Below are 22,865 nucleotides of genomic sequence, written 5' to 3'. Positions count from 1 at the left end.
CCCATGAATTTCCTCCAAAGACTCGAACACGCCTGGACCTCCCGCAACTCGCTGCTGCAAGTCGGGCTCGACCCCGATCCGCAGCGTTTCCCGCGCGAACTGCAGGACAAGCCCGACGCGATCTTCCAGTTCTGCCGCGACATCGTCGACGCCACCGCGCCGTACGCCTGCAGCTTCAAGCCCCAGATTGCCTACTTCGCCGCCCACCGCGCCGAAGACCAGCTCGAAGCCCTGTGCCAGCACATCCGCGACAAGCACCCCGACCTGCCCATCGTGCTGGACGCCAAGCGCGGCGACATCGGCTCCACCGCCGAAAACTACGCCCGCGAAGCCTACGAGCGCTACCAGGCGCACGCCCTGACCGTCAGCCCCTACATGGGCCTGGATTCGGTCGAGCCCTACCTGGCCTGGCGCGACCGCGGCGTGATCGTGCTGTGCCGCACGTCCAACCCCGGCGGCTCCGACCTGCAATTCCTGAAAATGGATAACGGCGAACCCCTCTACCTGCACGTGGCGGGGCTGGTGGCCGACAAATGGAATGCCAACGGCCAATGCGGCCTGGTGGTGGGCGCGACCTTCCCGAACGAGCTGGCCGCCGTGCGCCAGCGCATCGGCGACGCGGTGCCGCTGCTGGTGCCCGGCATCGGCGCCCAGGGCGGTGACATCACCGCCACGGTCAACGCCGGCGCCAACGCCGCGCGCAGCGGCATGATGATCAACTCGTCGCGCGCCATCATCTACGCCAGCGGCGGCGACGACTGGCGCGACGCCGCCGGCCAGGCCGCCCGCGGCCTGCGCGACGCGATCAACGCGGTACGTTGATCGGCACGCTGCGGCTCAGCGCCGGTTGACCGGCGCGCCCAGCAATTCCAAGACGCCGCGCAGCGCGAATTCCACGGCCGCCTGGCGCACCTGCGCCCGGTCGCCAGGAAACACATGGGTCACCGCGCGGCTGCTGATGCCCTCGCCTACCCGCATGGCAAAACCAAAGCACACCATGCCCACCGGCTTGCCCGGCGTGGCCCCGCCCGGGCCGGCGATGCCGGTGGTGGATACCGCCACCTGGGCAGCAGGCGCCGCCAGCAGCACGCCGTTGGCCATTTCCAGCGCCACCGGTTCGCTCACCGCGCCAAAGTGATGCAAGGCGTCGGGCGAAACCTCCAACTCGGCCACCTTGGCCTCGTTGCTGTAGGTGATGAAGCCCCGGTCGAACCATTCGCTGGACCCGGCCACCGCCGTCACCGCGCCCGCCAGCAGGCCGCCGGTGCAGGATTCGGCCGTTGCCATGACCAGGCCCTGGCGCCGCAGCGTATCGCCCACCCGCTCGGCCAGGCCCAGCGACGTGGCGTGCGCCAGTTGTTCGGCTGACAGATTGGACCGCGTGCTTTCGTATTGCTGGTTCATCCCAAGACTCCTGTGCGCACGACCAGCGCCATGATCAGCAAGGCATATCCGGCCGCGACGATATCGTCCCACATTACCCCAAAGCCGCCCTTCAGGCGGGCGTCGAAGAACTTGATGGGCGGCGGCTTGACGATGTCGAACGTGCGAAACAGCACGAACGCCAAGGCCTGCGACAACAGGCCGGCCGGCGTCAGCCACAGCACCAGCCAGAAGGCCACCATCTCGTCCCACACCATTCCGACATGATCGGGCTGCTGGAGTTCGCGACCCACGCGGTCGCAGGCCCAGCAGCCGTAAAGAAAGGCCAGCGCCAGGAAGACGCCGATGGCCAGGTCGGACGCGGCGGGCGCGGCCGCCACCCAGATGGCCCAGGCCAGCAACGTGCCCCAGGTGCCCGATGCGGGACGCACCAGGCCGCTACCCAGGCCAAAGGCGATCAGCCGACCCGGATCACGGCACACCCAGGCCAGGGACGGGTACACGGCGCGCGAGCGCTCGCGCATCGACGGGGAACGGGGGGAGGAAGACGGCATGGGTTGGGAGGTCGCGGGGAGGGGTAGAGGTTCAGGCGAGGTGGCTGGAATGCGGCAGCGAGAGATGATGGCGGCAACCGCGTCCCGTCAACCTGCAGGGAAGTGATCGAAACCCGCCGGCAATTGCGCCAGCGGCTGGCCGGCGGCGTCCAACACCGTCAGGCGGGGTCGCGCTTGGGGCTGGGCCGTGGACTGACCGGCAGGCTGGGCTTGGGTAGGCGGGGGAACCGGCGCTTGCGCCACGACCTCGCCCACCCTGCTGACCCGCGCCCCCGCCGTTTGCGCCGCGGCCAGCACGGCGGCGCGGCCGGCAGCAGGCGCCGTAAAGCAAAGCTGGTAGACATCCCCACCGCCGAGCACCGCGCGGCGCTGCGCATCGACCGGCAGGCCGGCCAGCGCGGCGGCGACCGGCATGCGATCCTCATGCAGCACCGCAGCCACCCGGCTGGCCGTCAGGATATGGCCCAGGTCCTGCAGCAAGCCGTCGGAAATATCGATGGCGGCATGCGCGATGCCGCGCAACGCCAGGCCCAGCGCCACCTGCGGTTCGGGCCACTCCAGCGCGCCACGGGTGGCGGCCAGGCGATCGGGGGCGGTCGGGTATTGGCCGTCCAGCAGCCGGTACGCCACGTCAGCAGCGCCCAATTCGCCCGACACCCAGATGTCGTCACCGGCCTGCGCCGCGTCGCGGCGCAAGGCGGCGACCGCGGGCACCGCACCGAACACGGTCACGCTGATGGCCAGGTCATGGGAACTGCGCGTGGTGTCGCCGCCGATCAGCGGGCAGCCGTGGGCAGCGGCCAGCGCATGAAAGCCCTCGGCAAAGGCGGCCAGCCACGGTTCATCCAGCCTGGGCAGCGCCAGCCCCAGCACGCAGCCGATGGGGCGCGCGCCCATGGCGGCCAGGTCGGACAGGTTCACGGCCAGGGCCTTGTGCCCCAGGGCTTTGGGATCAACGTCGGGAAAGAAATGCCGGCCTTCCAGCAGCAGATCGGTACTGGTGGCCACCTGCTCGCCCGGCGGCACAGGGAACAGCGCGCAGTCGTCGCCCACGCCCAGCAGGCCGGTCGGAGCGGTGCGCGTGAAATAGCGCGCGATCAGGTCGAATTCGGACGCCACGGCAACTCCGCAGTCCGGCGCAGCGCCGGTATTGACTCCCACACCGGAGCCACGTTCCAAAGGGAGGACCGCTCCAGCAAGGGACGGGAAGCAAGCCCCCAGGGATGCACGCCCCCCCAAAAAACGGGTCTCCCCAGACCCGGGCCGCGCGGATCCGGGCTCCGCCGGTCCGCTGCGGCGCCCCCCTGGGAGGGAAGCGCGCAGCGCTTCGGGGGGGTGGAAACTACCTCTTGATTTCGTGCGCGCGCACGTCGGCAGCCAGCTTGTCGAGCACGCCGTTGACGAACTTGAAGCCATCGGTGCCGCCGAACGACTTGGCAAGCTCCACGGCTTCGTTGATGGCAACCTTGTACGGTACTTCGACGTGATGAATCAGTTCGAAGCTGCCGATCAGCAGGATGCCGTGTTCGACGGGCGACAACTCGGCCAGCGGACGGTCGACGTAGGGCGTGAACCGCTCGCGCAGCGTAGGCGCTTCGCGCAGGACACCGTGCAGCAAGGTCTTGAACCACTGGGCGTCGGCCTCGGAAAAATCCTCGGTGTCGCGCAGATGGGCGTCGATCTCGCCGGCGTCCTGCGTGCCCTGGCCCCCGCGCAGCAGCCACGCGTAAACGCCCTGCAACGCGAATTCGCGTGCACGGCGGCGTGCGCTGCGCGCGTTGGCGCGGGCTTGCGCCGCGCTATCAGCGCTGGTCGTCGTCTTCTTCGTCGTCAAAATCTTCGTCCTCGTCTTCGTCGTCTTCGTCTTCTTCCTCGGGCTCCAGTGCCGCGACCAGGTTGGCCATTTCAACGGCCACCTGCGCGCAGTCGCGGCCCTTGCCGGCGGCGCGGGCTTGCGCCTGCTCGTCGGTGTCCACGGTCAGCACGCCGTTTGCGACCGGAATGCCGGTTTCGAGGGAGATGCGGGTGATTGCAGTGGCCATTTCATTGCTGACCACTTCAAAGTGATAGGTTTCGCCGCGGATGACGGCGCCCAGCGCGATCAGGGCGTCGAATTCGAACGTTTCGGCCATGTGCGACAGGGCCACGCCCAGTTCCAGGGCGCCGGGCACGGTGGCGACCATCACGTCGCGCTCGTCCACGCCCAGTTCGGCCAGTTCCTTCAGGCACGCTTCGAGTTCGGCCTGGCCGATTTCTTCATTGAAGCGGGCGCGTACGATGCCGATGTGCAGCCCTTCGCCGTTCAGGTCGGGGGTAAGGATGTAAGGGTTCATGTGTCGGCCTTCAGTGTGTTGCGGGAGTATGCAGAGGGTCGCAATCGTAACCCGTAATGGTGAGCGAGAAGCCCGCCATGCTGGGCATCTTGCGCGGACGGGCCAGCAGCTTCATCTGGCCCACGTTCAGGTCGCGCAGAATCTGGGCGCCGATGCCGTAGGTGCGCAGGCCGAACCGGTCGGCGTTGGCGGGGTTGGCATTGGCCTTGGGGTCGCTCCAGCCCGCGATCTGCGCAAACAGATGTTCGGTGGACGACTGGCAATTCATCAGCACCAGCACGCCGGCCGGCGCCTGGGAAATGGTCTGCAGGGCCTGCGCCACGCCCCAGCTGTGCGGGCTGGCGCCGGTGTCCAGCACGTCCAGCACCGAGGCCGGCTCGTGCACGCGCACCAGCGTTTCGACGTCCGGCGTCACGGTACCATGCACCAGCGCCAGATGGGCCGAGCCGGTGGCCGCGTCTTCGTAGGCCACGGCCTCGAAGACGCCCCAGGCGGTCTGCATGGGCCGCTTGCCCACGCGCTTGACGATGGATTCGTGCTCGCTGCGGTATTGGATCAGGTCGGCGATGGTGCCGATCTTCAGGCCATGTTCGCGGGCGAATTCGACCAGGTCGGGCAGGCGCGCCATGGTGCCGTCGGGCTTGAGGATTTCGCAGATGACGGCGGCCGGGGTCAGGCCGGCCATGGCGGTCAGGTCGCAGCCGGCTTCGGTGTGGCCGGCGCGCACCAGCACGCCGCCGGGCACGGCGCGCACCGGGAAGATGTGGCCGGGCTGGACCAGGTCGGACGGCTTGGCGTCGCGCGCCACCGCCACCTGGATGGTGCGGGCGCGGTCGGCGGCCGAAATACCGGTTTCGACGCCTTCGGCGGCTTCGATCGACTGCGTGAAATTGGTGCCGTATCGCGTGCCATTGCGGGCGGCCATCAGCGGCAGGTCCAGCTGGCGGCAGCGGTCTTCGGTCAGGGTCAGGCACACCAGGCCGCGGCCGTGGGTGACCATGAAGTTGATGGCTTCGGGCGTGACGAATTCGGCGGCCATGACCAGGTCGCCTTCGTTTTCGCGGTCTTCTTCGTCGACCAGGATGACGATGCGGCCGGCGCGCAGCTCGGCGATGATCTCGGCGACCGAGGCAATATCGAAGGATTCCGGCTCGGAGCCGGGCAAGGAGGACAACTGGACGGACATGGCGGACGCGTAAACCAGGCAGGAAAGCCCGGATTTTACCGCCCCCGGCGCCAGAACCCCTACCGGGGTGCGACGGGCCCGCCCAAACAGGGCCATCCGGTTAAACTTTCGCCCGGAGAACACCCTATAAAACCAAGGAAAAACGCCATGCAAGCCCTTGCGGCCATGCCTTTGAACGTCGCGGCGGGGATACGCGTCGTACTGACGGACATCGACGACACGCTGACCACCGATGGCCGCCTGCCGGCCGACGCCTACGCGGCGCTCGAACGCCTGGAACAGGCCGGCATCCAGGTCGTGCCCATCACCGGCCGCCCGGCCGGCTGGTGCGACCACATCGCCCGCATGTGGCCGGTGCGCGCCGTGGTCGGCGAAAACGGCGCGTTCTACTACGCCTACGACCGCCAGGCCCGTCGCATGACCACCCACTACTGGACCGACGCGGCCTCGCGCCAGGCCAGCCGCAAGCAACTGGACGCCATCCGCGACCGCGTGCTGGCCGAAGTGCCCGGCGCCGCCGTGGCCAGCGACCAGGACTACCGAGTGGCCGACCTGGCCATCGATTTCTGCGAAGACGTGCCCGCCCTGCCCGAGGCCGACATCGGCCGCATCGTCCAGATCTTCCAGGACGCCGGCGCCCAGGCCAAGGTCAGTTCCATCCACGTCAACGGCTGGTTCGGCGACTACGACAAACTCACCATGACCCGCACCCTGTTCCAGCGCGAATTCGGCCTGGACGTGGCCCACGTGCTGGACAGCACCCTGTTCATCGGCGACTCGCCCAACGACGAACCCATGTTCGCGTTCTTCCCCGTCTCGGTCGGCGTGGCCAACATCCAGTCGCAGCTGCACCGCCTGACGCACCGGCCCGCGTATGTGGCCGCCTTCCATGGCGGCGGCGGCTTCAAGGAAATGGCCGATCGCCTGCTGGCCGCCCGCGCCCCGCGCGCGCTGACGGCATAAGGCGCGCACCGTGGCCACCGCCAAGACACCCGCCCCGGCCGCCAACGACGGCCGCCGCAGCATCCAGTCCATCGAAGTGGGCGTGCCGCTGCTGGCCGCGCTGGTCGATGCGGCCAAGCCGCTGACCCTGCGCGACCTGGCCGCCGGCGCCGGCATGACGTCGGCCAAGGCCCACCCCTACCTGGTCAGTTTCATCCGCGTCGGCCTGGTACAGCAGGACAGCATCACCGGCCAGTACGAACTGGGCCCCTTCGCCCTGCAGATGGGCCTGGTCAGCCTGCAACGGCTGGACCCGGTGCGCATCGCCATGCCCGAGATCGCCAAGCTGCAATCCGAGATCGGCCACACCCTGGGCATCGCGGTGCTGGGCTCGCACGGCCCCACCATGATCCACATGACCGAAGCCAGCTACCCGGTGCACGTGAACATGCGCAAGGGTACGGTCATGTCCATGCTGCACACGGCCACCGGCCTGGTGTTCGCGGCCTGGCTGCCGCCCAAGGTCAGCGAGCACTACATTGCCCGCGAAGAAGGCGACACGGCCGTCATCGCCAGCGTGCCGCCCCCGCGCAAGGCCAGCCGCGCCAATATCGATGCGCAACTGGCCGACATCCGCGTGCACGGCATGGCGCGTGCGATAGGCAACCCGCTGCCAGGCGTGGACGCACTGTCGGTGCCCGTCTTCGACAACACCGGCAACATCGTGCTGGCCCTGACCAGCCTGGGCCCCACCGGGCTGTTCGACGTGTCCTGGGACGGCGCCATCGCCCGTCCGCTGCTGGCCTGCGCCCACGAGATTTCACGCAAGCTGGGCTACCGGGCCTGACCGCCAGCCGCGCAAGCAACAAGGCCCTCGGACGCCCGTCCGGGGGCTTTTTTTCGCGCAAAAACGAACGCATAGCGAACAAAACGAACAAAACTCGAAAAGAAAGGCAGGGACTTTCCCGAGTGCGCGTCCTGCCCACGTATGTTTGAATTCAGTTACTAGTCATATTCATACCCATAAGAGGAGACATACGATGCGCGCTCTGCGTCTACTGCAAGCGGCCTCGCTGGCCGCGTTCGCTTTCGGGGCGTCCGCCGCCCAGGCCGCCGACACCTGCCCCAACCGGGGCGACCTCGACCAGATGTATTGCGACGCCGACAAGAACCTGGTGGCCGACACGCCCACCGACGCGTCCAAGCAGAAAACGCCGTCGACGCTGGTCTTCACCTACACCCCGGTCGAAGACCCGGCGGTGTACGAAGACATCTTCAAGCCGTTCACCAAGCACCTGTCCGAATGCACCGGCAAGCGCGTGGTGTTCTACCAGGTGCAGAGCAATGCCGCCGAAATCGAAGCCATGCGCTCGGGCCGCCTGCACGTGGGCGGCTTTTCCACCGGCCCCACCGCCTTCGCCGTGAACATCGCCGGCGCCGTGCCGTTCGCCGTCAAGGGCTACGCCGACGGCTTCCAGGGCTACAACCTGATCGTCATCGTCAAGAAAGACAGCCCCTACCAGAAGCTGACCGACCTGAAGGGCAAGAAGCTCGCGCACACCGCGCCCTCGTCCAATTCCGGCCACATGGCGCCCGTGGCGCTGTTCCCCAAGGAAGGCCTGACGCCCGACAAGGACTACAAGGTGGTCTTCTCCGGCAAGCACGACCAGTCCGTCATGGGCGTCAACTCCGGCGACTACGACGCTGCCGCCGTCGCCTCCGACGTGTTCAAGCGCATGGTCGAACGCGGCCAGGTCAAGGAAGCCGATTTCCGCGTCATCTACAAGAGCGAGAAATTCCCCACCTCGTCGTTCGCCTACGCGCATGACCTGGAGCCGAAGTTCCGTGACCAGATGCTCAAGTGCTTCTACGACTACCGCTTCCCGGCCGAGATGTCCAAGGCCTTCGACGGCGCCGACCGCTTCTACCCGGTGACCTACCAGAAGGACTGGGCCATCGTGCGCCAGGTCGCCGAATCCGGTGGCGAAAGCTTCAACCGCGCCGCCTACGACCGCGAATCCGCCAAGAGCAAGAAGTAATCAGCATGACGACGTCGCTACGCATTTCCGGCCTGGTCAAGGAATACCGGGCCGGCCGGCCGGTACTGAACGGCATCGACCTGCAGATTGCAGGCCAGGGCCTCACCGCCATCATCGGGCCGTCCGGCACCGGCAAGAGCACGCTCTTGCGCTGCATCAACCGGCTGATCGAGCCGACCCGCGGCGAAATCGTGCTGGAAGCCGGCGACGGCGCCGTCGATCTCGCCCGGGTGCGCGGCGCGTCGCTGCGCCGCGCCCGCCGGCGCATCGGCATGGTGTTCCAGGAATACAACCTGGTCGAACGCCTGACCGTCATGGAAAACCTGCTGACCGGACGACTGGGCTACACCAGCGCCTTCAAGGCCTGGACCCGCCGCTTCGAAGCCGAAGACATCGAGCACGCCTATTCGCTGCTGGATACCGTCGGCCTGGCCGGCTTTGCCGACCAGCGCGCCGACGCCCTGTCGGGCGGCCAGCGCCAGCGCGTGGGCATCGCCCGCGCCCTGATGCAACGCCCGCAGCTGCTGCTGGCCGACGAGCCCACCTCGTCGCTCGACCCCAAGACCTCGGTCGAAATCATGGAGCTGCTGGCCGCCCAGGGCAACGCCACCGGCATCCCCGTCATCGTCAACATCCACGACGTCGAACTGGCGCGCCGCTACGCCAGCCGCATCGTCGGCATGTCCGGCGGCCACGTCGTCTATGACGGCGACGGCCGCGGCCTGGATGCCGCCATGCTCAAGACCATCTACGGAGGCGAGTCTTGGCTGGAATAACGCATCCCCGGGGCCCGCGCCCCTTCGCCATGTCCGGCCGCGCGAAAGCCGGCCTGCTGTTGCTGGTGCTCTACACCGTCTACGCCGCTGCCCAGCTGGACTTCAGCTGGAGCCGCTTCGAGTCCGGCATGGGCCACGCGTCCACCTTCCTGGCGCGCATGTTCCCGCCCAACTTCGAAAAGCCCGCCACGCTGTGGAAAGGCATCGCCGAAAGCCTGGAAATCGCCGTGCTCGCCTCGGTGCTGGGCATCTTCCTGGCCCTGCCCGTCGGCCTGCTCGGCGCGCGCAACATGATGCCCGCCTGGGTCTCCTGGCCCGCACGTTCGCTCGTCGCCCTGTGCCGCGCCCTGCACCCCGTCATCGTCGCCATCCTGTTCGTCAAGGCCGTCGGCTTCGGCGCCCTGGCCGGCATCCTGGCCCTGACCGTCGCCTCCATCGGCTTCATCGGCAAGCTCTTCACCGAAGCCATCGAGGAAATCTCGCTCAAGCAGGTCGAAGCCGTGCGCGCCACCGGCGCCTCGTTCGCCAACGTCATCGTCTTCGGCGTGCTGCCCCAGGTGTTCGCCCGCTTCATCGGCTTTGCCACCTACCAGTTCGACTCCAACCTGCGCAACTCCACCATGGTCGGCATCGTCGGCGCCGGCGGCGTGGGCGGCACGCTGTTCTCGGCGTTCCAGCGCTTTGACTACGACTTCGTCAGCGCCATCCTGCTCACCCTCATCGCCATCATCATGCTCGGCGAAATCCTGGCCGGCTTCGTGCGCGCCGTCTTCCTGGACAACCTGGGCTTTGACCGCATCCTGCAAAGCCGCTTCGCCGGCGCCCGCGGCATCGGTTCCAGCCAGCCCAGGACGGCCAAGCCCGTCGTCAACAAGGCGGAGGCAGACCAATGAACGCCCACGCCCCCACCTTGCGCGACACCGCCGCGCCCCGCGTCTGGCAACGCTACAGCCTGGGCCAGCGCCTCTTGCGCTTCGCCCTCTACCTGCTGGTTGTCGCCGCCATCGTCCAGGCCATCCGCGGCGTCGAGGTCATCCCCGAGTTCCTCTACGACGCGCCCGAGCAGATGGCCGACCTGTTCCAGCGCATGTGGCCGGTCGACTGGGCCTACTACCCCGACGGCGTCCACAACGCCCTGGTCGAGACCCTGCACATCGCCACCCTGGGCACCATCCTGTCCGTCTTCATGGCCGTCCCCGTCGGCCTGCTCGCGGCCAACAACCTAACCCCCAGCAAAACCATCAACATGCTGGCCCGGCTGATCCTCGTCTCCAGCCGCTCGGTCAACTCGCTGGTCTGGGCCCTGCTCTTCATCGCCATCTTCGGCCCCGGCGCCCTGGCCGGCACGCTCGCCATCGCGTTCCGCTCCATCGGCTTCGTCGGCAAGCTGGTCGGCGAAGCCATCGAAGAAGCCCAGCGCGGCCCCATCGAAGCCGTCACCGCCACCGGCGCCAGCAAGGCCTCGGTCATCTGGTACGCCTACTGGCCCCAGATCCGCCCCGCCTTCTGGTCCATCGTGCTGCTGCGCTGGGACATCAACGTCCGCGAATCCGCCGTCCTGGGCCTGGTCGGCGCCGGCGGCATCGGCATGGCCCTGGACACCGCGCTGAACCTCTTCCAGTGGGACCGCGTGGCCCTGGTGCTAGCCGCCATCTTCGTGGTGGTGGTGCTGGCCGAAGTGATCATCACCCAAGCCCGCAAACGCATCCTCTGACCGAATACAGCGCTTCGAACGTTCCTTTGCGCCGCCCGGAAACGGGCGGTTTTTTTTTCGCAAAACGCCCCCCCCGATCAAACCCCAGCTTGCCGACCCACCCTCCCGGCAAGCGCGCAGCGTCACCCCACGACGCAAGACACCGCGTAAGCCTCGCAAGGCCGCCCGCGCGGCCGGCGCGAGGCGGGCCCCGCAAAATCCTCCATCCCCAAGGTGCCGTCAACAAAAACGCCAAGCACACCCCCCGCCCCAGGGCCCGTGACTAAGCCTCATCAAGAGCGCGTGGCGGGGCAGGCGGGTGAGGGCGGGGCGTGTAGATGCGCCCGGCGGAATCCGAAGGAACCGCCGAAGGCGGTGACGAGGATGAGCACGGGGCAGTCCGGAGCGAAGGCTCCGGACCGCAATCGTAGCCCCGCCCTCACCCGCCTGCCCCGCCACGCGCGGCTCAAGAACCCCCAAGCCCCCCTTGTTGACACACCGCAACCCCGTCTAAGCTCAATGTGAACAAAATATGACCCGTCATCAAAACCCCCCCTCCGATTGACTAAGATCTCGGCTTTTGCCGTCGGACACCCCCGCCATGTCGGAACAGGAATTGAAGCTGCACGTGCCCACGGCGTCCCGCCAGGCCGTGCTTCGAGAGGTCAAGCAACGTGAAGCGACCCGCATCCGCTTGCACGCCATGTACTTCGACACCCCCGAGCGCGAACTCGCCCGGGCCCGCATCGCCATCCGCCTGCGCCAGGAAGGCCGCGACTGGGTCCAGACCCTCAAGATGCCCGGCATCAACGCCATCACCCGCATCGAACTGAACCACCCCCGCCCCGGCCCCGTCCTGGACCTGTCCGTCTACGCCGGCACCGAGGTCGAAGCCGCCCTGGCCGCCATCAAAGGCGAACTCGGCCTGCGCTACGAAACCGACGTCCAGCGCATGCTGCGCAAAGTCCGCACCCGCTACGGCACCGTCGAACTCGCCTACGACACCGGCATCCTGCGCGCCGGCGCCCTGGAACTGCCCATCTCCGAACTCGAATTCGAACTCGTCTCCGGCCGCCCCGCCGCCATCTTCGCCGTCGCCCGCGGCTGGCAGCAGCGCCACGGCCTCGTCCTCGACCCGCGCAGCAAATCCGAACGCGGCGACGCCCTCGCCCAGCTCGCCCAGCGCCTGGCCGACGTCGACGCCATTCCCGGCGACGACCTCGAAGCCCGCCGCGCCCGCGCCATCGCCCTCTTCTGGGCCCCCCGCGGCGCCGCCTCCGTCAAACTGCGCGACGACATGACCGCGCCCCAGGCCATGGGCCGCATCGCCGCCGAATGCCTCGACCAGATCGCCCGTAACGCCGCCGTGCTGGCCGAAGTCGACACCGAAGGCGTCTACCGCGCCGGCAACTCCGAACACGTGCACCAGCTGCGCGTCGGCATCCGCCGCCTGCGCTCCGGCTGGAAACTCTTCGACGGCTGGATCGCCCCCGTGCCCGATGCCCTGCTGCAAGGCGTGCGCGCGCACTTCGCCGCCTTCGGCGCCAACCGCGACCAGGACGTCCTGAACGAAACCGTCGCCCCTGCCCTGATGCGCGCCGGCATGCCCGTCATTCCCATGGAAGCCGCGCCGCCCGAACAGGACGCCCGCGCCATCGCCGGCGGCAAGGCCTTCCAGGCCTGGCTGCTGGACCTGCTGGAATGGAGCCTGGACGTGCCGCCCGCCGTCCCCCTGGCCGACGGCCTGCCCGTCGCCAACGGCGTGCCCAGCGAAGCCGCGCCCGAGCCCGCCATCCGCCTGCAAGGCGGCGTTGCCGGCCCCAGCGTCAAGCCCACCATCATCCCCATGCTGACGCCCGAGCCGGCCCCCCAGCGGCTGCACAAGCAACTCGCCCGGCGCCTGCACCGCTGGCACAGCAAGGTGGCGGACCAGGGCACCCGGTTCGCCGCGCTGGACATCCCTACCCGCCACGAACTGCGCAAGCGCGGCAAACGCCTGCGCTACAGCCTGGCCTTCGCCGAATCGCTGCTGCCCGCCGCCAAGCTGCGCGGCTATCGCAAGCTGCTGTCGCGCGTGCAGGACATCCTGGGCGAAATCAACGACCTGGCCGTCGCCAAGGACTACTACGAAGCGTGTACGGTCACGCACCCGCAAGCCTGGTTTGCGCTGGGCTGGATCAGCGCTCGCCTGGAAGAACTGGCCGTCGATGCGCAAAAGGCCTTCGACGACCTGGCGGGCAGCAAGCCGTTCTGGAAGTAAGGCCAAAAACACCGCGCCCCACGCATCCGGCAACGGACACGTGGGGCGCGTTTTTCTGTGCCGCCAGGCGCGGCGGCATCCAGAGCGATCAGTCGGCCAGCAAGGCCCCGGCGAACTCATCCGCCACGAATGGCTGCAGGTCTTCCAGGCTTTCACCCACGCCGATCCAGTACACCGGAATCGGGCGCACGCCCTGGCTGCCCGCCGCCACTGCCGCCAACGTGCCACCCTTGGCGGTGCCGTCCAGCTTGGTCACGACCAGGCCCGTCAGGTTGATGGCCGCATCGAACGCACGAATCTGCGCCAGCGCGTTCTGGCCGGTATTGCCGTCCACCACCAGCAGCACTTCGTGCGGCGCGGCCGCATCGGCCTTGCCGATCACGCGGCGGATCTTCTTCAGCTCTTCCATCAGGTGCAGCTGGGTCGGCAGACGGCCCGCCGTGTCCACCATCACCACGCCCATGCCGCGCGCGCGGCCGGCATTGACCGCATCGAACGCCACGGCGGCCGGGTCGCCGCCATCCTGCGAAATCACGGTGACGTTATTGCGGCTGCCCCATTCGATCAATTGCTCGCGGGCGGCGGCGCGGAAGGTATCGCCCGCGGCCAGCAGCACGCTCGCCCCCTGGCGCTGGAACGTGTGCGCCAGCTTGCCGATCGACGTGGTCTTGCCGGCGCCGTTCACGCCCGCGATCATCACCACCAGCGTCTTGGCCTGCTTCAGGTCGAATGCCCGTTCAAGCGGGCGCAGGTGGTCGGCCAGCAGCTGGCGCAGCGCCGCCTTGACCTTGGCCGGGTCTTCGATGCGTTCTTTCTTGACTCGCGCACGCAGCGCGGTCAAGAGCTTCTCGGTGGCCTCCAGGCCGGCATCGGCCATAATGAGCGCCGATTCGAGTTCCTCGAACAGGTTCTCGTCGACCTTGACGCCGACGAAAATGCCGCCAATGCTTTGACCGGTGCGCGACAGGCCTTGCTTCAGGCGCGACAGCCACGACGCCTTCTTGGGCGCGGGTTCGGGTTCGGGTTCAGGCGCGGGCGGCGGTGCCACCGCAACAGGCGGCGCGCTGACCGGCGCGGCCGTCACCGGCGGCGGCACGATGGCGGGCTGATGCGCCGGCGCAGCCGGTGCGACCGCAGCGGGCGCGGCAGTGACGGGTTCGGCGACCACCGGCGCAGCCGGCGACGGCGCCACGGCAGCCGGTGCGACCGGAACTGGCGCTACCGGCGCAGCAGCGGCAGGTTGCGCCGCCGGCGCAAACGCCGGCGCGGGCGGCGGCTGCGGCACCGAAGCGGGTTGCGGTTGCGGCACGCTGGCCGGCGCCGGCGCGGGCACCGACGCGGCCGGCACGGGCAGCGTCAGCTCGGGCGGCGCGGCAGGCGAAAATTCGCGGACCGGGGCGGGGGATTCGACAGGTGCGACGGGCGCCTCGACGCCGGCTTGCGGGCCGGGCGCGGTGTCCACGCCCTCTGGCGGCGGCGCAGGCTGGGCCGGCGCGGCGGGCGGAGGGGATTTTTTCTTGAAGAAGCGGCTAAACATGGGTAACAAGTATATTCGTATCGTCGGGGGCCAATACCGGCGCACCCCTATCGTCGTGCCCGACGTGGAGACGCTCCGCCCGACCCCCGACCGGGTGCGGGAAACGCTGTTCAACTGGCTCAATCACCTGTGGGGCGGCGAATTCGCCGACAAGCAGGTGCTGGACTTGTTCGCCGGCAGCGGCGCCCTGGGGTTCGAAGCCGCCTCGCGCGGCGTCGCGCACGTGCAGATGGTCGAACGGGACAAGACCGCCGCGTCCGCGCTGCGGACACTACGCGACAAGCTCAAAGCCGACATGATACGCATCCACGTGGGCGATGCGATGCAGGTCGCCGAAAGAATGGATGCGTCCCGATTTGACCTCATTCTTCTGGATCCGCCCTTCGGACAAGGCTGGCTGCCGCGCCTGTGGCCGATCCTGCCCGGCATCCTGGCCGAGGACGGCCTGGTCTACGTCGAGGCCGAAAACGCCATCGACGCCCCCGACGGATTCGAGATATTGCGCCAGGACAAGGCCGGGGCGGTCCACTACCATCTCCTGAAATTTGCTGCATTGCGCAAATAGATCAATAATCCGAGCTTCGGAGGATGGTGTACACCACTAATAACGGTACGGAGCTCGCATGATCATCGCTGTTTACCCCGGCACTTTCGACCCGCTGACCAGAGGCCACGAAGACCTGGTCCGCCGTGCCGCCACGCTTTTCGACAAAGTCGTGGTCGGTATCGCCCATAGCCGCAACAAGAAGCCCTTCTTCAGCATCGACGAACGCGTGGACATCGCGCGCGAAGTGCTGGGCCACTATCCCAACGTGGAAGTGCAAAGCTTCGGCGGCCTGCTCAAGGACTTCGTGCGCGACCAGGGCGGGCGCGTCATCGTGCGCGGCCTGCGCGCCGTGTCCGACTTCGAATACGAATTCCAGATGGCCGGCATGAACCGCCACCTGCTGCCCGACGTCGAAACCCTCTTCATGACGCCGTCGGATCAATACCAGTTCATCTCGGGCACCATCGTACGCGAAATCGCCCAGCTGGGCGGCGACGTCAGCAAGTTCGTGTTCCCCTCTGTCGAACGCTGGCTGCAGGAAAAAGCCAAGGAACGCCGCGAACAGTCCTGGCCGGGCTGACCCCGCAGGCTCCCCCGCCGCCGAATCCCCCGAAGAGCGCCTCGTGCGCTCTTCTTGCGTTCTGGCGCCCGGCCCTGCGCACCACGCCAATGGCAGGACAGCGCCAGGGGCTTGTCCGGGCGTACCCGGGGCCGGCAGTACAATGGCTGCGCCCCTTGCCTGATTTCCATTGCCCCGCCCATCATGGCTCTGACCATCACCGAAGAATGCATCAATTGCGACGTTTGCGAGCCCCAGTGCCCGAACGACGCGATTTCCATGGGCGAGGACTACTACGTCATCGACCCTGACCGCTGCACGGAATGCGTCGGCCACCACGACGAGCCCCAATGCAAGGTGGTCTGCCCCGTGGAATGCATCGAACTGCACCCGCAATGGAAAGAAGGCCAGGAACAGCTCATGGCCAAGTACCGCCGCCTGACCGGTGCCGCATGAGCGACACCGCGCAGCCCAGCTTCAACCCTCCCGACTCCCGCCCCAACGCCCGCCGCGATCTGTCCGCTTCGGCCATCGCCGCCGGCCTGGTCGCCGTGCTGGTCAGCTTCGGCGGCACGGCCGTGCTGATGGTGCAGGCCGGCCACGCCGCGGGGCTGGATGCTGCCCGCATCGGTTCCTGGATCGGTTCGCTCAGCCTGGTGCTGGGCTTCGGCGGCGCCGCCTACAGCCTGCGTACGGGCCTGCCCATCGTCATGGCGTGGTCCACCCCGGGCGCCGCCCTGTTGGTCACCGCGCTGGCCGGCGTGCCCTTCCCCGAAGCCATCGGCGCCTTCGTGCTGGCGGCCGCCTTGACGCTGGCCTGTGGCTTGTTCGGCTGGATCGATCCCATCCTGCGCCGCATTCCCGGCGAGGTCGCCGCCGCCATGCTGGCCGGCGTGCTGCTCAATTTCGGCATGGGCGTCTTCACCAACGTCAGCAAGCAGCCCGCGTTGGTGCTGGCCATGTGCGTCGCCTACCTGGTATGCCGCCGCTGGGCGCCCCGCTACGCCGTGCTGATGGTGATGGTCGTGGCCGTCGGCATGGCGGCCGGCCTGGGTCTGTTGCGGGTCGATCAGCTCGATTGGCACCTGACCGAATTCGTCTGGACCACACCCGCCTTCAGCACGCAGGCTGCGATCAGCCTGGGCATTCCCCTGTTCGTCGTGGCCATGGCCTCGCAGAACCTGCCCGGGCTGGCGATCCTGCAGGCAGCGGGCTATCGCCCCCCGGCTTCGCGCCTGGTCGCCGCCACGGGCTTCCTGGGGCTGCTGGCAGCCCCCTTTGGCGCCCATAGTGTCACGCTGGGCGCCATCAGCGCCGCCATCTGCACGGGGCCCGAAGCCCATGCCGATCCGTCCAAGCGCTACATCGCCGCCGCCACCTACGGCATCGGCTATTTCGCCTTGAGCATCGTGGCCGGCGCGGTCGCCGTGTTCTTCCAGGCCCTGCCCTCCGCCCTGCTGGCCGCACTGGCCGGCCTGGCGTTGCTGGGCACCATCATGGGCGGCATGGCCGCCGCCATGGCCAACCCGCAACGGCGCGAAGCCGCGCTCATCACGCTGCTGGCCACGGCGTCCGGGTTCAGTTTCTGGGGAATCGGGTCGGCCTTCTGGGGCCTGGTCGCGGGCCTCATCGCCCACACCGTCTTCGAATACAAGCGCAAGCCGGCCGTGTTGTAAGGCCGGGCCGGGGCGCGTCGCCGCGCGACGCTGACGGAATATCAGTCCGGCCAGGCGGACACGGGCGTGTCCGGATGCACCTTCATGATGCGGCACGGCACCTGCACGAAATTCGAGATCCAGGCGGCCGCAAGCTCACCTTCGTCGACCACGTCGATGGTCTGCTCGCCCACCTTCATGCTGTAGCGCACGCTGTCGTCGTCTTCGATGACATCCAGCGGAATATCCATGCGCAGCATGCCGGGCGCGCGCAGCACCAGGTACCCCAGGCGCAATTCAACGGTCACGTCAGCCAGCCGCGGGCACAGCTCGCGGTTCAGCCACTGGCCCGAATCGTTGGCCACCAGCCATTGCCGGTGATAAGGCGCGGCCTCGGGCTGCGCCGTATGGCCGCACTGGGCGATGGGCTGGAAGGCGTCGCTCATTTGCCGAGCAGGCCCTTGAGCGCCTTGTCCACCGCCGCGCCACCCTTGCCCTTGCCCGTCACGGCCTCACGCAGCTTGTTTTCCAGGCTGCGCTTCAGAATGCCGCCGATGGCGTCTTTCCAGAGCAACGTATAGGTGGGCTTGTCGAACGGGCCTTTCACGTGCACGGGAATGGTCACGTCCTTCAGGTCGATCAATTCCTTGCCTTCGGGGTCGGCGGCCGGGTTGACCACACGGGCGCGCGCCACCAGGTCCAGTTCTTCCTTGACGAAGTCGATGGTGGCCGGCTCGCCTTGCGTCACGCGCAGCAGCGGCGACACGACGTTCAGGCGCTTGACGCTGGCCACGCCCTTGGTGAAAGCCAGGTCGGCTTCCATTTCCGAGAAGGCGGTCTGCTTGCTGGTGTCGGCCGCCACGGTCTCGTCTTGCGATTCGGGCTTGAGCGCCGCCCTCAGTTCGCGCAGGGTCTGCGTCAGGTTGATGCCCTTGACCGCGCCATCGCGCAGGCGCACCTGCAACGTGCCGCCCAGGTTGCTCTTCATGGCGTAGCCGTTGGCGCCGCCGGTTTTCAGGTCCAGCGCCAGGCTGCCGGTGCCGGACAGCACATTCTTCTGGGCCAGGTCCATCAACAGCGGTTCGATGGCGATACCCGCCAGCGACATCTTCGTGGCCAGCTGGTTGCCCTGCGCCGCGTCCACCGACAAGGCGCCGGCCAGCTTGCCGCCGTACAGGCCCGCCGTGAGGCTGGAGATATCGAGCTTGCCGCGGTCCAGCTTGACGGCCGCGGCGACGTCGTCGGCCTTCAGGCCGCGCACCACCAGCTTGCCGACCTTGAGCGTGCCGTTCACGCTGGGGCCGACCAGGGCCGACAGGTTGATCGAGTCGTCCGCCGGCTTGGCCGGGGCCGGCTGGGCGGGTTTGTTTTCGTCTTTCTTGCCGTCCGCCGGCGGCTTGGCAGGCGCGGCCGCAACCGGCGGCACCAGCTTGTCCAGATCCAGCGTATCGACCGCCAGCGCGAAATTGACCTGCGGCGCGTCGCTCAGCTTGGTGATGTCGGCGCTGAGATCGAACTTGCCGCCTTCGAGCACCGCGTTGATCTTGCTGTTGGCCTGGTCTTTCAGCAGGTCGACGTTCAGGCTGCCGATCACCGGAATCTGCAGGCTGCCCTTGGGCAGGCTGGGGTCGGTGATGTTGACGTCGCCGCGCAGCCCGGACAGGCCGCCCTTGCGTTGCAGCAGGTTCAACGACAGCGGCGAGGCGAAGGTCAGCTTGACGATGCGGTCGCCCTTCCTGGACGTGCTGTCCAGCTTGGCTTCCTTGATGTCCAGCTCGGCCGCATTGCCGCTGATGCCGTTCAGGCCGAAGCTGGCGTCCAGGCCGCTGATGCGCACGCGTCCCGTCAGGGCTTCGCCCGTGGCCTGCGTAGGCGAAATGTTCAGCGCTGGCGCGTCCACCGCGAATTCAAACGGACCATCGGCCACGCCGCCCTTGGCGCGCACGGCCAGCTTTTCGATCTGCAACTGGCTCTTGTGCGGGTCGATCGACAGCTTGGGCATCGCCACGCTGGCCTCGACGCCGGTGGCACGCGCGGCCGGATCGGTGATGTCACCCTGGAAGACGAGTTCCAGGCCGGCCACGTCCAGCGCCGACTTCTGGCCGTTGAAGGCCAGGTTGCCACGCATCGCCAGGCTCTTGGCCTCGGCGCCCGGCAGCTTGCCGTCCATGCGCAGGTCCAGCTTCTGCGCGGCATAGCGCTTGGCAGACGGATCCAGCGTCAGCAGCGCCTGGCCCGTCAGGTTGGCATCGATGCGCGGGTTGCCGCCTTCGACGCGGGCCGTCAGGCGCACGTCGAACGGCTGGTTGAACGTCACGCGGCCGGTGTTGGCGTTGATCTTGGTGACCGCCACCGCCATGCCCGACATCTCGTCCTGCAACAGCACTTCGCCGTCTTTCAGGTCCAGGCCGGCAATGTCGATCTGCATGTTGTTGCGCGCCGCCGGCGAAGTGCCATTGGTGAGCGCCTGCGCCGCGGTCTGGGCCGCACCGGCAATGGCTTCGGCCGGATTGGCGGGCGTAGCCACCACCGGGGCCGTGCCACCGACCAGATTGCTGAAATTGAACTGGCCGTCCTTGCCACGCACGACCCGCGCCTTGAAGCCGCTGATCGCCACGTGGTCCACCACGAAGCTGTTCGACAGCAACGGCCACACGGCCACCGCCAGGCGGGTGCTTTCGATGGACGCGAAATTCTCGGTGCTATTGGCTTCGGACAGCGACACGCCCTGCACCGACAGGCCGATGCGCGGGAACAGCGACAGCTCGATTTCGCCGTCGATCGTCAGTGTGCGGTGATAGCGTTCCTGGACAAGCTCTTCGAGCTTGTACTTGTACGCGTTGGGGTCGAACGTCAGCAAAAAGATGGCCAGGCCAACGACGGCCACGACAACCAACACCACCAGGCCTATCAGAATGCGCTTGAACCACGTTTTCATTGCCGCCCCGTCGGACCCTCGACTGGTAATCCTTGAATGCCACCCGCCGCGCCGGGCGCGACAGTGACGCTTTGCCGTGGCTTGCCGCCCGGCATCCTGATCTGGCCGTCTTGCATGGCATGCCGCCGCGTGCGCCGGGCCTGGGGCCGGGTCGCTTGAAAGGGGGGATCTACCAAGGAAAGACGGGCTGAAGACGCGGGCATGGCCTGCGTGCAGATACCGCTATCGTAACAAATCGGGCCGGCCTGCGCGCCAACTCGAAAACTGACGGTTTTCTGTCTGGGTGATTGTAGGGCTAGAATTATTGATCCATCAATCATTGACGCATCCAACAATGCCCGCCCCCAACCCAAGCACCCCCTATTCGCCCGGCCAGGTGCTTCCCTTCCGGCAGACCCTGCTGGCCATGCTGGGCATGTGTTTCGTCATGATGATGGTGGCCATCGACCAGACCGTGGTCGGCACCGCCCTGCCCACCATCGTGGCCGAACTCAAGGGCTTCGAGCTGTACGCCTGGGTGGCGACCTCGTACCTGCTCACCTCGGTCATCACCGTGCCGATCTTCGGCCGCCTGGGCGATTACTACGGCCGCAAACCCTTCGTGGTCGCGGCCATCGTGCTGTTCACCCTGGCCTCGGTCCTGTGCGGCGCCGCCGACAGCATGCTGACCCTGGTGCTGGCGCGGGCCTTGCAGGGTATCGGCGGCGGCATGCTGGTGGGCACGGCCTTCGCCTCCATCCCCGACCTGTTTCCCGACCCCCACGTGCGCCTGCGCTGGCAGGTCATGCTCAGTTCCGCCTTCGGCATCGCCAACGCCGTCGGCCCGTCGCTGGGCGGCGCGCTGACCGAGCACTACGGCTGGCGCTCGGTCTTCTACGTCAACCTGCCCATCGGCATCCTCGGTGTGTTCTTCGTGGCCCGCTACCTGCCCCACCTGCGCAACCACACCGCCGGCAAGGTGCGCCTGGACTGGCAAGGCGCCCTGCTCATCGCCGCCGCACTGGGCGGCCTGCAACTGCTGGTGGAACTGCTGCCCAAGGAAGGCGCCAGCCTCACCATCGCCCTGCTCGGCATCGGCAGCGCCGCCGCGTTCGCCCTGCTCTTCTGGTGGGAACGCCGCTGCCCGCACCCGCTCCTGCCCTTCGACATGTTCCGCAACCGCGGCCTGGCCACGCTGTTCATCCTGGCGCTGCTGGTCGGGGTCACCATGTATTCGATGCTGTTCTACGCGCCCCTGCTGCTGCAAGGCGGCTTTGGCCTGTCGCCGCAGGACGCCGGCCTGCTCATCACGCCGCTGGTGGTCTTCATCACCGTGGGCAGCATCATCAACGGCCGCATCATCACCCGCATCCGCAACCCCAACCGCATGCTGTACGCCGGCTTCATGCTGATGGCCGCGTCCTGTATGGGCATCGTCACCACCCACAACTACACCCCGCACTGGCTGATTGCCGGCTACATGATGATGGCCGGCCTGGGCATGGGCTTCATCATGCCCAACCTCACCGTCTTCGCCCAGCAGACCGCCGGCCGCACCCACCTGGGCATCGCCACGGCCCTGCTGCAATCCCTGCGCATGATCGGCGGCATGCTCGGCACCGCCGTCGTCGGCACCATGGTCAACCACAGCTACTTCAGCGGCGTCGAATCCACCCTGCGCGGCACATCGGCCCAGTGGCTGCCGCAGCTGGACGACCCGCAGATGCTGGTCAATCCCGTAGCCCAGACGCAGTTCCTGGCACAATTGGCCCATCAAGGCCAGGATGGAGCGTCGCTGATCGAGATCGCGCGCGTGGCGCTGGTCGGCGCCATCCACGAAGGGCAGCTCATTGCCCTGGCGGTCGCGGTGCTGGCGCTGTGGTGCGTGCGGCGCGTCCCCCTGGTGCAATTGGCGCGCGTTCCCAAACCGGAGCCCGCCGGCGTCGGAGAGTAGCTTTTGCCCAAACAACAACAAGGCCTGCAGGTCATCCAGCACATGGGCCAGACCTACCGCGTCATGCAAAGCGCCTTCAGCGCCAAGGTCGGCCACGCGCTACCGCGCTGGCGCATCCTGCTGGCGCTGCACGAATGCGGGCAGTGTTCGCAAAAGCACCTGGCCGAACGTTGCCGGCTCGACCCGGCATCCCTCACGCGTCAGCTGCAGGCCATGCAGAAACTGGGCTGGATCTCCCGCGCGGTCGATGCCAACGACAACCGACTGACCAATGCGCGATTGACGCCCGCAGGGCAAACGGTGGTGGATGAAGCGCTGCCGAAGCGGGCGGCGTTCTTTGATGAGTCGTTGAAGGGGTTGTCGGCGGCGGATATCGATACGCTGAACCGGGTGTTGAGCGTACTGGAAGAGAATTTCGTGCGTGGGGCGGGGGATAAGGGCGCTTGATCAGGCGCGAGTTTCATACCTTTCGATATGACTGTTCAGCCCATTGCCCGACCAGCCATGTCGATGGCGGCGCAGCCATAGGC

23 protein-coding genes are annotated in these 22,865 nt (G+C 67.6%); 14 read left to right on the top strand and 9 right to left on the bottom strand.

What is annotated here, in order from left to right:
- Positions 1 to 3: 3 nt before the first annotated feature.
- Positions 4 to 822 (top strand): orotidine-5'-phosphate decarboxylase, encoded by an 819-nt coding sequence (pyrF, locus tag AC6LJ2_RS10375; RefSeq protein WP_025139477.1) that lies wholly within the window; start codon positions 4 to 6, stop codon positions 820 to 822.
- 15 nt (positions 823 to 837) lie between these two features.
- Here the strand turns inward: pyrF and AC6LJ2_RS10370 are convergent, their stop codons facing one another.
- The 6 genes from AC6LJ2_RS10370 to ribBA all read right to left on the bottom strand — a co-directional run bounded on the left by AC6LJ2_RS10370 (position 838) and on the right by ribBA (position 5,456).
- Positions 838 to 1,404: a CinA family protein gene (locus tag AC6LJ2_RS10370; protein ID WP_263909736.1), complete on the bottom strand. Its 567-nt coding sequence runs from the start codon at positions 1,402 to 1,404 to the stop codon at positions 838 to 840.
- Positions 1,401 to 1,907, bottom strand: a complete 507-nt coding sequence (locus tag AC6LJ2_RS10365) for a phosphatidylglycerophosphatase A (RefSeq protein ID WP_263910242.1) — start codon at positions 1,905 to 1,907, stop codon at positions 1,401 to 1,403. The genes AC6LJ2_RS10370 and AC6LJ2_RS10365 overlap by 4 nt, the downstream gene beginning before the upstream one ends.
- A 117-nt stretch (positions 1,908 to 2,024) precedes the next feature.
- On the bottom strand, positions 2,025 to 3,056 hold the full coding sequence (thiL, locus tag AC6LJ2_RS10360; protein WP_498151319.1) for a thiamine-phosphate kinase: 1,032 nt from the start codon (positions 3,054 to 3,056) through the stop codon (positions 2,025 to 2,027).
- 223 nt (positions 3,057 to 3,279) lie between these two features.
- Positions 3,280 to 3,771: a transcription antitermination factor NusB gene (gene nusB / locus AC6LJ2_RS10355; protein ID WP_025139473.1), complete on the bottom strand. Its 492-nt coding sequence runs from the start codon at positions 3,769 to 3,771 to the stop codon at positions 3,280 to 3,282.
- A complete protein-coding gene (gene ribH / locus AC6LJ2_RS10350) occupies positions 3,740 to 4,270 on the bottom strand; it encodes a 6,7-dimethyl-8-ribityllumazine synthase (protein WP_006391339.1) in 531 nt (176 codons plus the stop codon). Before ribH ends, nusB begins: the two co-directional genes overlap by 32 nt.
- A gap of 10 nt (positions 4,271 to 4,280) precedes the next feature.
- Positions 4,281 to 5,456, bottom strand: coding sequence for a bifunctional 3,4-dihydroxy-2-butanone-4-phosphate synthase/GTP cyclohydrolase II (ribBA, locus tag AC6LJ2_RS10345; RefSeq protein ID WP_263909730.1), 1,176 nt, complete (start codon positions 5,454 to 5,456; stop codon positions 4,281 to 4,283).
- Positions 5,457 to 5,603: 147 nt separating this feature from the next.
- On the opposite strand from ribBA, the gene AC6LJ2_RS10340 reads away from it, so the two are divergent.
- The 7 genes from AC6LJ2_RS10340 to AC6LJ2_RS10310 all read left to right on the top strand — a co-directional run bounded on the left by AC6LJ2_RS10340 (position 5,604) and on the right by AC6LJ2_RS10310 (position 13,166).
- The gene (locus tag AC6LJ2_RS10340) at positions 5,604 to 6,419 is read left to right on the top strand and encodes an HAD-IIB family hydrolase (protein ID WP_263909729.1); all 816 of its coding nucleotides are present in this window, start codon (positions 5,604 to 5,606) and stop codon (positions 6,417 to 6,419) included.
- Positions 6,420 to 6,429: 10 nt separating this feature from the next.
- Complete coding sequence (locus tag AC6LJ2_RS10335; RefSeq protein ID WP_445657510.1) at positions 6,430 to 7,245, top strand: IclR family transcriptional regulator; 816 nt, start codon at positions 6,430 to 6,432, stop codon at positions 7,243 to 7,245.
- Between the two features lie 193 nt (positions 7,246 to 7,438).
- On the top strand, positions 7,439 to 8,437 hold the full coding sequence (phnD, locus tag AC6LJ2_RS10330; protein ID WP_263909725.1) for a phosphate/phosphite/phosphonate ABC transporter substrate-binding protein: 999 nt from the start codon (positions 7,439 to 7,441) through the stop codon (positions 8,435 to 8,437).
- A gap of 5 nt (positions 8,438 to 8,442) precedes the next feature.
- A complete protein-coding gene (gene phnC / locus AC6LJ2_RS10325) occupies positions 8,443 to 9,213 on the top strand; it encodes a phosphonate ABC transporter ATP-binding protein (RefSeq protein WP_263909723.1) in 771 nt (256 codons plus the stop codon).
- A 29-nt stretch (positions 9,214 to 9,242) separates the two neighbouring features.
- The gene (phnE, locus tag AC6LJ2_RS10320; protein ID WP_263909721.1) at positions 9,243 to 10,106 is read left to right on the top strand and encodes a phosphonate ABC transporter, permease protein PhnE; all 864 of its coding nucleotides are present in this window, start codon (positions 9,243 to 9,245) and stop codon (positions 10,104 to 10,106) included.
- Positions 10,103 to 10,927 carry a phosphonate ABC transporter, permease protein PhnE gene (gene phnE, locus AC6LJ2_RS10315; RefSeq protein ID WP_498151318.1) on the top strand — a complete coding sequence of 275 codons (825 nt, stop codon included), beginning with the start codon at positions 10,103 to 10,105 and terminating at the stop codon, positions 10,925 to 10,927. The genes phnE (AC6LJ2_RS10320) and phnE (AC6LJ2_RS10315) overlap by 4 nt, the downstream gene beginning before the upstream one ends.
- 580 nt (positions 10,928 to 11,507) lie before the next feature.
- Positions 11,508 to 13,166 (top strand): CYTH and CHAD domain-containing protein, encoded by a 1,659-nt coding sequence (locus AC6LJ2_RS10310; RefSeq protein WP_498151317.1) that lies wholly within the window; start codon positions 11,508 to 11,510, stop codon positions 13,164 to 13,166.
- A gap of 88 nt (positions 13,167 to 13,254) precedes the next feature.
- On the opposite strand, the gene ftsY is transcribed toward AC6LJ2_RS10310, so the two are convergent.
- The gene (gene ftsY / locus AC6LJ2_RS10305; protein ID WP_498151333.1) at positions 13,255 to 14,334 is read right to left on the bottom strand and encodes a signal recognition particle-docking protein FtsY; all 1,080 of its coding nucleotides are present in this window, start codon (positions 14,332 to 14,334) and stop codon (positions 13,255 to 13,257) included.
- A gap of 367 nt (positions 14,335 to 14,701) precedes the next feature.
- Between ftsY and rsmD the strand changes: the two genes are divergently transcribed.
- The 4 genes from rsmD to AC6LJ2_RS10285 all read left to right on the top strand — a co-directional run bounded on the left by rsmD (position 14,702) and on the right by AC6LJ2_RS10285 (position 17,485).
- Positions 14,702 to 15,268 carry a 16S rRNA (guanine(966)-N(2))-methyltransferase RsmD gene (rsmD, locus tag AC6LJ2_RS10300; protein ID WP_263909715.1) on the top strand — a complete coding sequence of 189 codons (567 nt, stop codon included), beginning with the start codon at positions 14,702 to 14,704 and terminating at the stop codon, positions 15,266 to 15,268.
- A 58-nt stretch (positions 15,269 to 15,326) separates the two neighbouring features.
- Positions 15,327 to 15,830 (top strand): pantetheine-phosphate adenylyltransferase, encoded by a 504-nt coding sequence (gene coaD, locus AC6LJ2_RS10295; RefSeq protein ID WP_006385942.1) that lies wholly within the window; start codon positions 15,327 to 15,329, stop codon positions 15,828 to 15,830.
- 183 nt (positions 15,831 to 16,013) lie between these two features.
- Positions 16,014 to 16,265, top strand: coding sequence for a YfhL family 4Fe-4S dicluster ferredoxin (locus AC6LJ2_RS10290; protein ID WP_006385941.1), 252 nt, complete (start codon positions 16,014 to 16,016; stop codon positions 16,263 to 16,265).
- A complete protein-coding gene (locus AC6LJ2_RS10285; RefSeq protein WP_498151316.1) occupies positions 16,262 to 17,485 on the top strand; it encodes a benzoate/H(+) symporter BenE family transporter in 1,224 nt (407 codons plus the stop codon). The genes AC6LJ2_RS10290 and AC6LJ2_RS10285 overlap by 4 nt, the downstream gene beginning before the upstream one ends.
- Before the next feature lie 41 nt (positions 17,486 to 17,526).
- Here AC6LJ2_RS10285 and AC6LJ2_RS10280 read toward each other — a convergent pair whose 3' ends face one another.
- Positions 17,527 to 17,910 (bottom strand): MOSC N-terminal beta barrel domain-containing protein, encoded by a 384-nt coding sequence (locus AC6LJ2_RS10280; protein ID WP_263909710.1) that lies wholly within the window; start codon positions 17,908 to 17,910, stop codon positions 17,527 to 17,529.
- Positions 17,907 to 20,402: an AsmA family protein gene (locus AC6LJ2_RS10275; protein WP_263909708.1), complete on the bottom strand. Its 2,496-nt coding sequence runs from the start codon at positions 20,400 to 20,402 to the stop codon at positions 17,907 to 17,909. The genes AC6LJ2_RS10280 and AC6LJ2_RS10275 overlap by 4 nt, the downstream gene beginning before the upstream one ends.
- Positions 20,403 to 20,736: 334 nt before the next feature.
- Between AC6LJ2_RS10275 and AC6LJ2_RS10270 the strand changes: the two genes are divergently transcribed.
- Both AC6LJ2_RS10270 and AC6LJ2_RS10265 read left to right on the top strand, forming a co-directional pair.
- Positions 20,737 to 22,335, top strand: coding sequence for an MDR family MFS transporter (locus tag AC6LJ2_RS10270; RefSeq protein WP_263909706.1), 1,599 nt, complete (start codon positions 20,737 to 20,739; stop codon positions 22,333 to 22,335).
- A gap of 3 nt (positions 22,336 to 22,338) precedes the next feature.
- Entirely contained in the window at positions 22,339 to 22,782 is a 444-nt protein-coding gene (locus AC6LJ2_RS10265; RefSeq protein WP_498151315.1) for a MarR family winged helix-turn-helix transcriptional regulator, read from the top strand.
- Positions 22,783 to 22,865: the final 83 nt, after the last annotated feature.

The sequence above is a fragment of the Achromobacter sp. 1014246743 genome (genome assembly GCF_059760725.1).
This window is presented reverse-complemented; position numbering and strand designations above follow the sequence as displayed.

Coding starts and splice junctions, on each gene's coding strand:
- pyrF (WP_025139477.1), top strand. CDS start 4: ATGAATTTCCTCCAAAGACTCGAACACGCCTGGACCTCCCGCAACTCG.
- AC6LJ2_RS10370 (WP_263909736.1), bottom strand. CDS start 1,404: ATGAACCAGCAATACGAAAGCACGCGGTCCAATCTGTCAGCCGAACAA.
- AC6LJ2_RS10365 (WP_263910242.1), bottom strand. CDS start 1,907: ATGCGCGAGCGCTCGCGCGCCGTGTACCCGTCCCTGGCCTGGGTGTGC.
- ribH (WP_006391339.1), bottom strand. CDS start 4,270: ATGAACCCTTACATCCTTACCCCCGACCTGAACGGCGAAGGGCTGCAC.
- ribBA (WP_263909730.1), bottom strand. CDS start 5,456: ATGTCCGTCCAGTTGTCCTCCTTGCCCGGCTCCGAGCCGGAATCCTTC.
- AC6LJ2_RS10340 (WP_263909729.1), top strand. CDS start 5,604: ATGCAAGCCCTTGCGGCCATGCCTTTGAACGTCGCGGCGGGGATACGC.
- phnD (WP_263909725.1), top strand. CDS start 7,439: ATGCGCGCTCTGCGTCTACTGCAAGCGGCCTCGCTGGCCGCGTTCGCT.
- phnC (WP_263909723.1), top strand. CDS start 8,443: ATGACGACGTCGCTACGCATTTCCGGCCTGGTCAAGGAATACCGGGCC.
- phnE (WP_263909721.1), top strand. CDS start 9,243: ATGTCCGGCCGCGCGAAAGCCGGCCTGCTGTTGCTGGTGCTCTACACC.
- phnE (WP_498151318.1), top strand. CDS start 10,103: ATGAACGCCCACGCCCCCACCTTGCGCGACACCGCCGCGCCCCGCGTC.
- AC6LJ2_RS10310 (WP_498151317.1), top strand. CDS start 11,508: ATGTCGGAACAGGAATTGAAGCTGCACGTGCCCACGGCGTCCCGCCAG.
- rsmD (WP_263909715.1), top strand. CDS start 14,702: ATGGGTAACAAGTATATTCGTATCGTCGGGGGCCAATACCGGCGCACC.
- coaD (WP_006385942.1), top strand. CDS start 15,327: ATGATCATCGCTGTTTACCCCGGCACTTTCGACCCGCTGACCAGAGGC.
- AC6LJ2_RS10290 (WP_006385941.1), top strand. CDS start 16,014: ATGGCTCTGACCATCACCGAAGAATGCATCAATTGCGACGTTTGCGAG.
- AC6LJ2_RS10285 (WP_498151316.1), top strand. CDS start 16,262: ATGAGCGACACCGCGCAGCCCAGCTTCAACCCTCCCGACTCCCGCCCC.
- AC6LJ2_RS10280 (WP_263909710.1), bottom strand. CDS start 17,910: ATGAGCGACGCCTTCCAGCCCATCGCCCAGTGCGGCCATACGGCGCAG.
- AC6LJ2_RS10275 (WP_263909708.1), bottom strand. CDS start 20,402: ATGAAAACGTGGTTCAAGCGCATTCTGATAGGCCTGGTGGTGTTGGTT.
- AC6LJ2_RS10270 (WP_263909706.1), top strand. CDS start 20,737: ATGCCCGCCCCCAACCCAAGCACCCCCTATTCGCCCGGCCAGGTGCTT.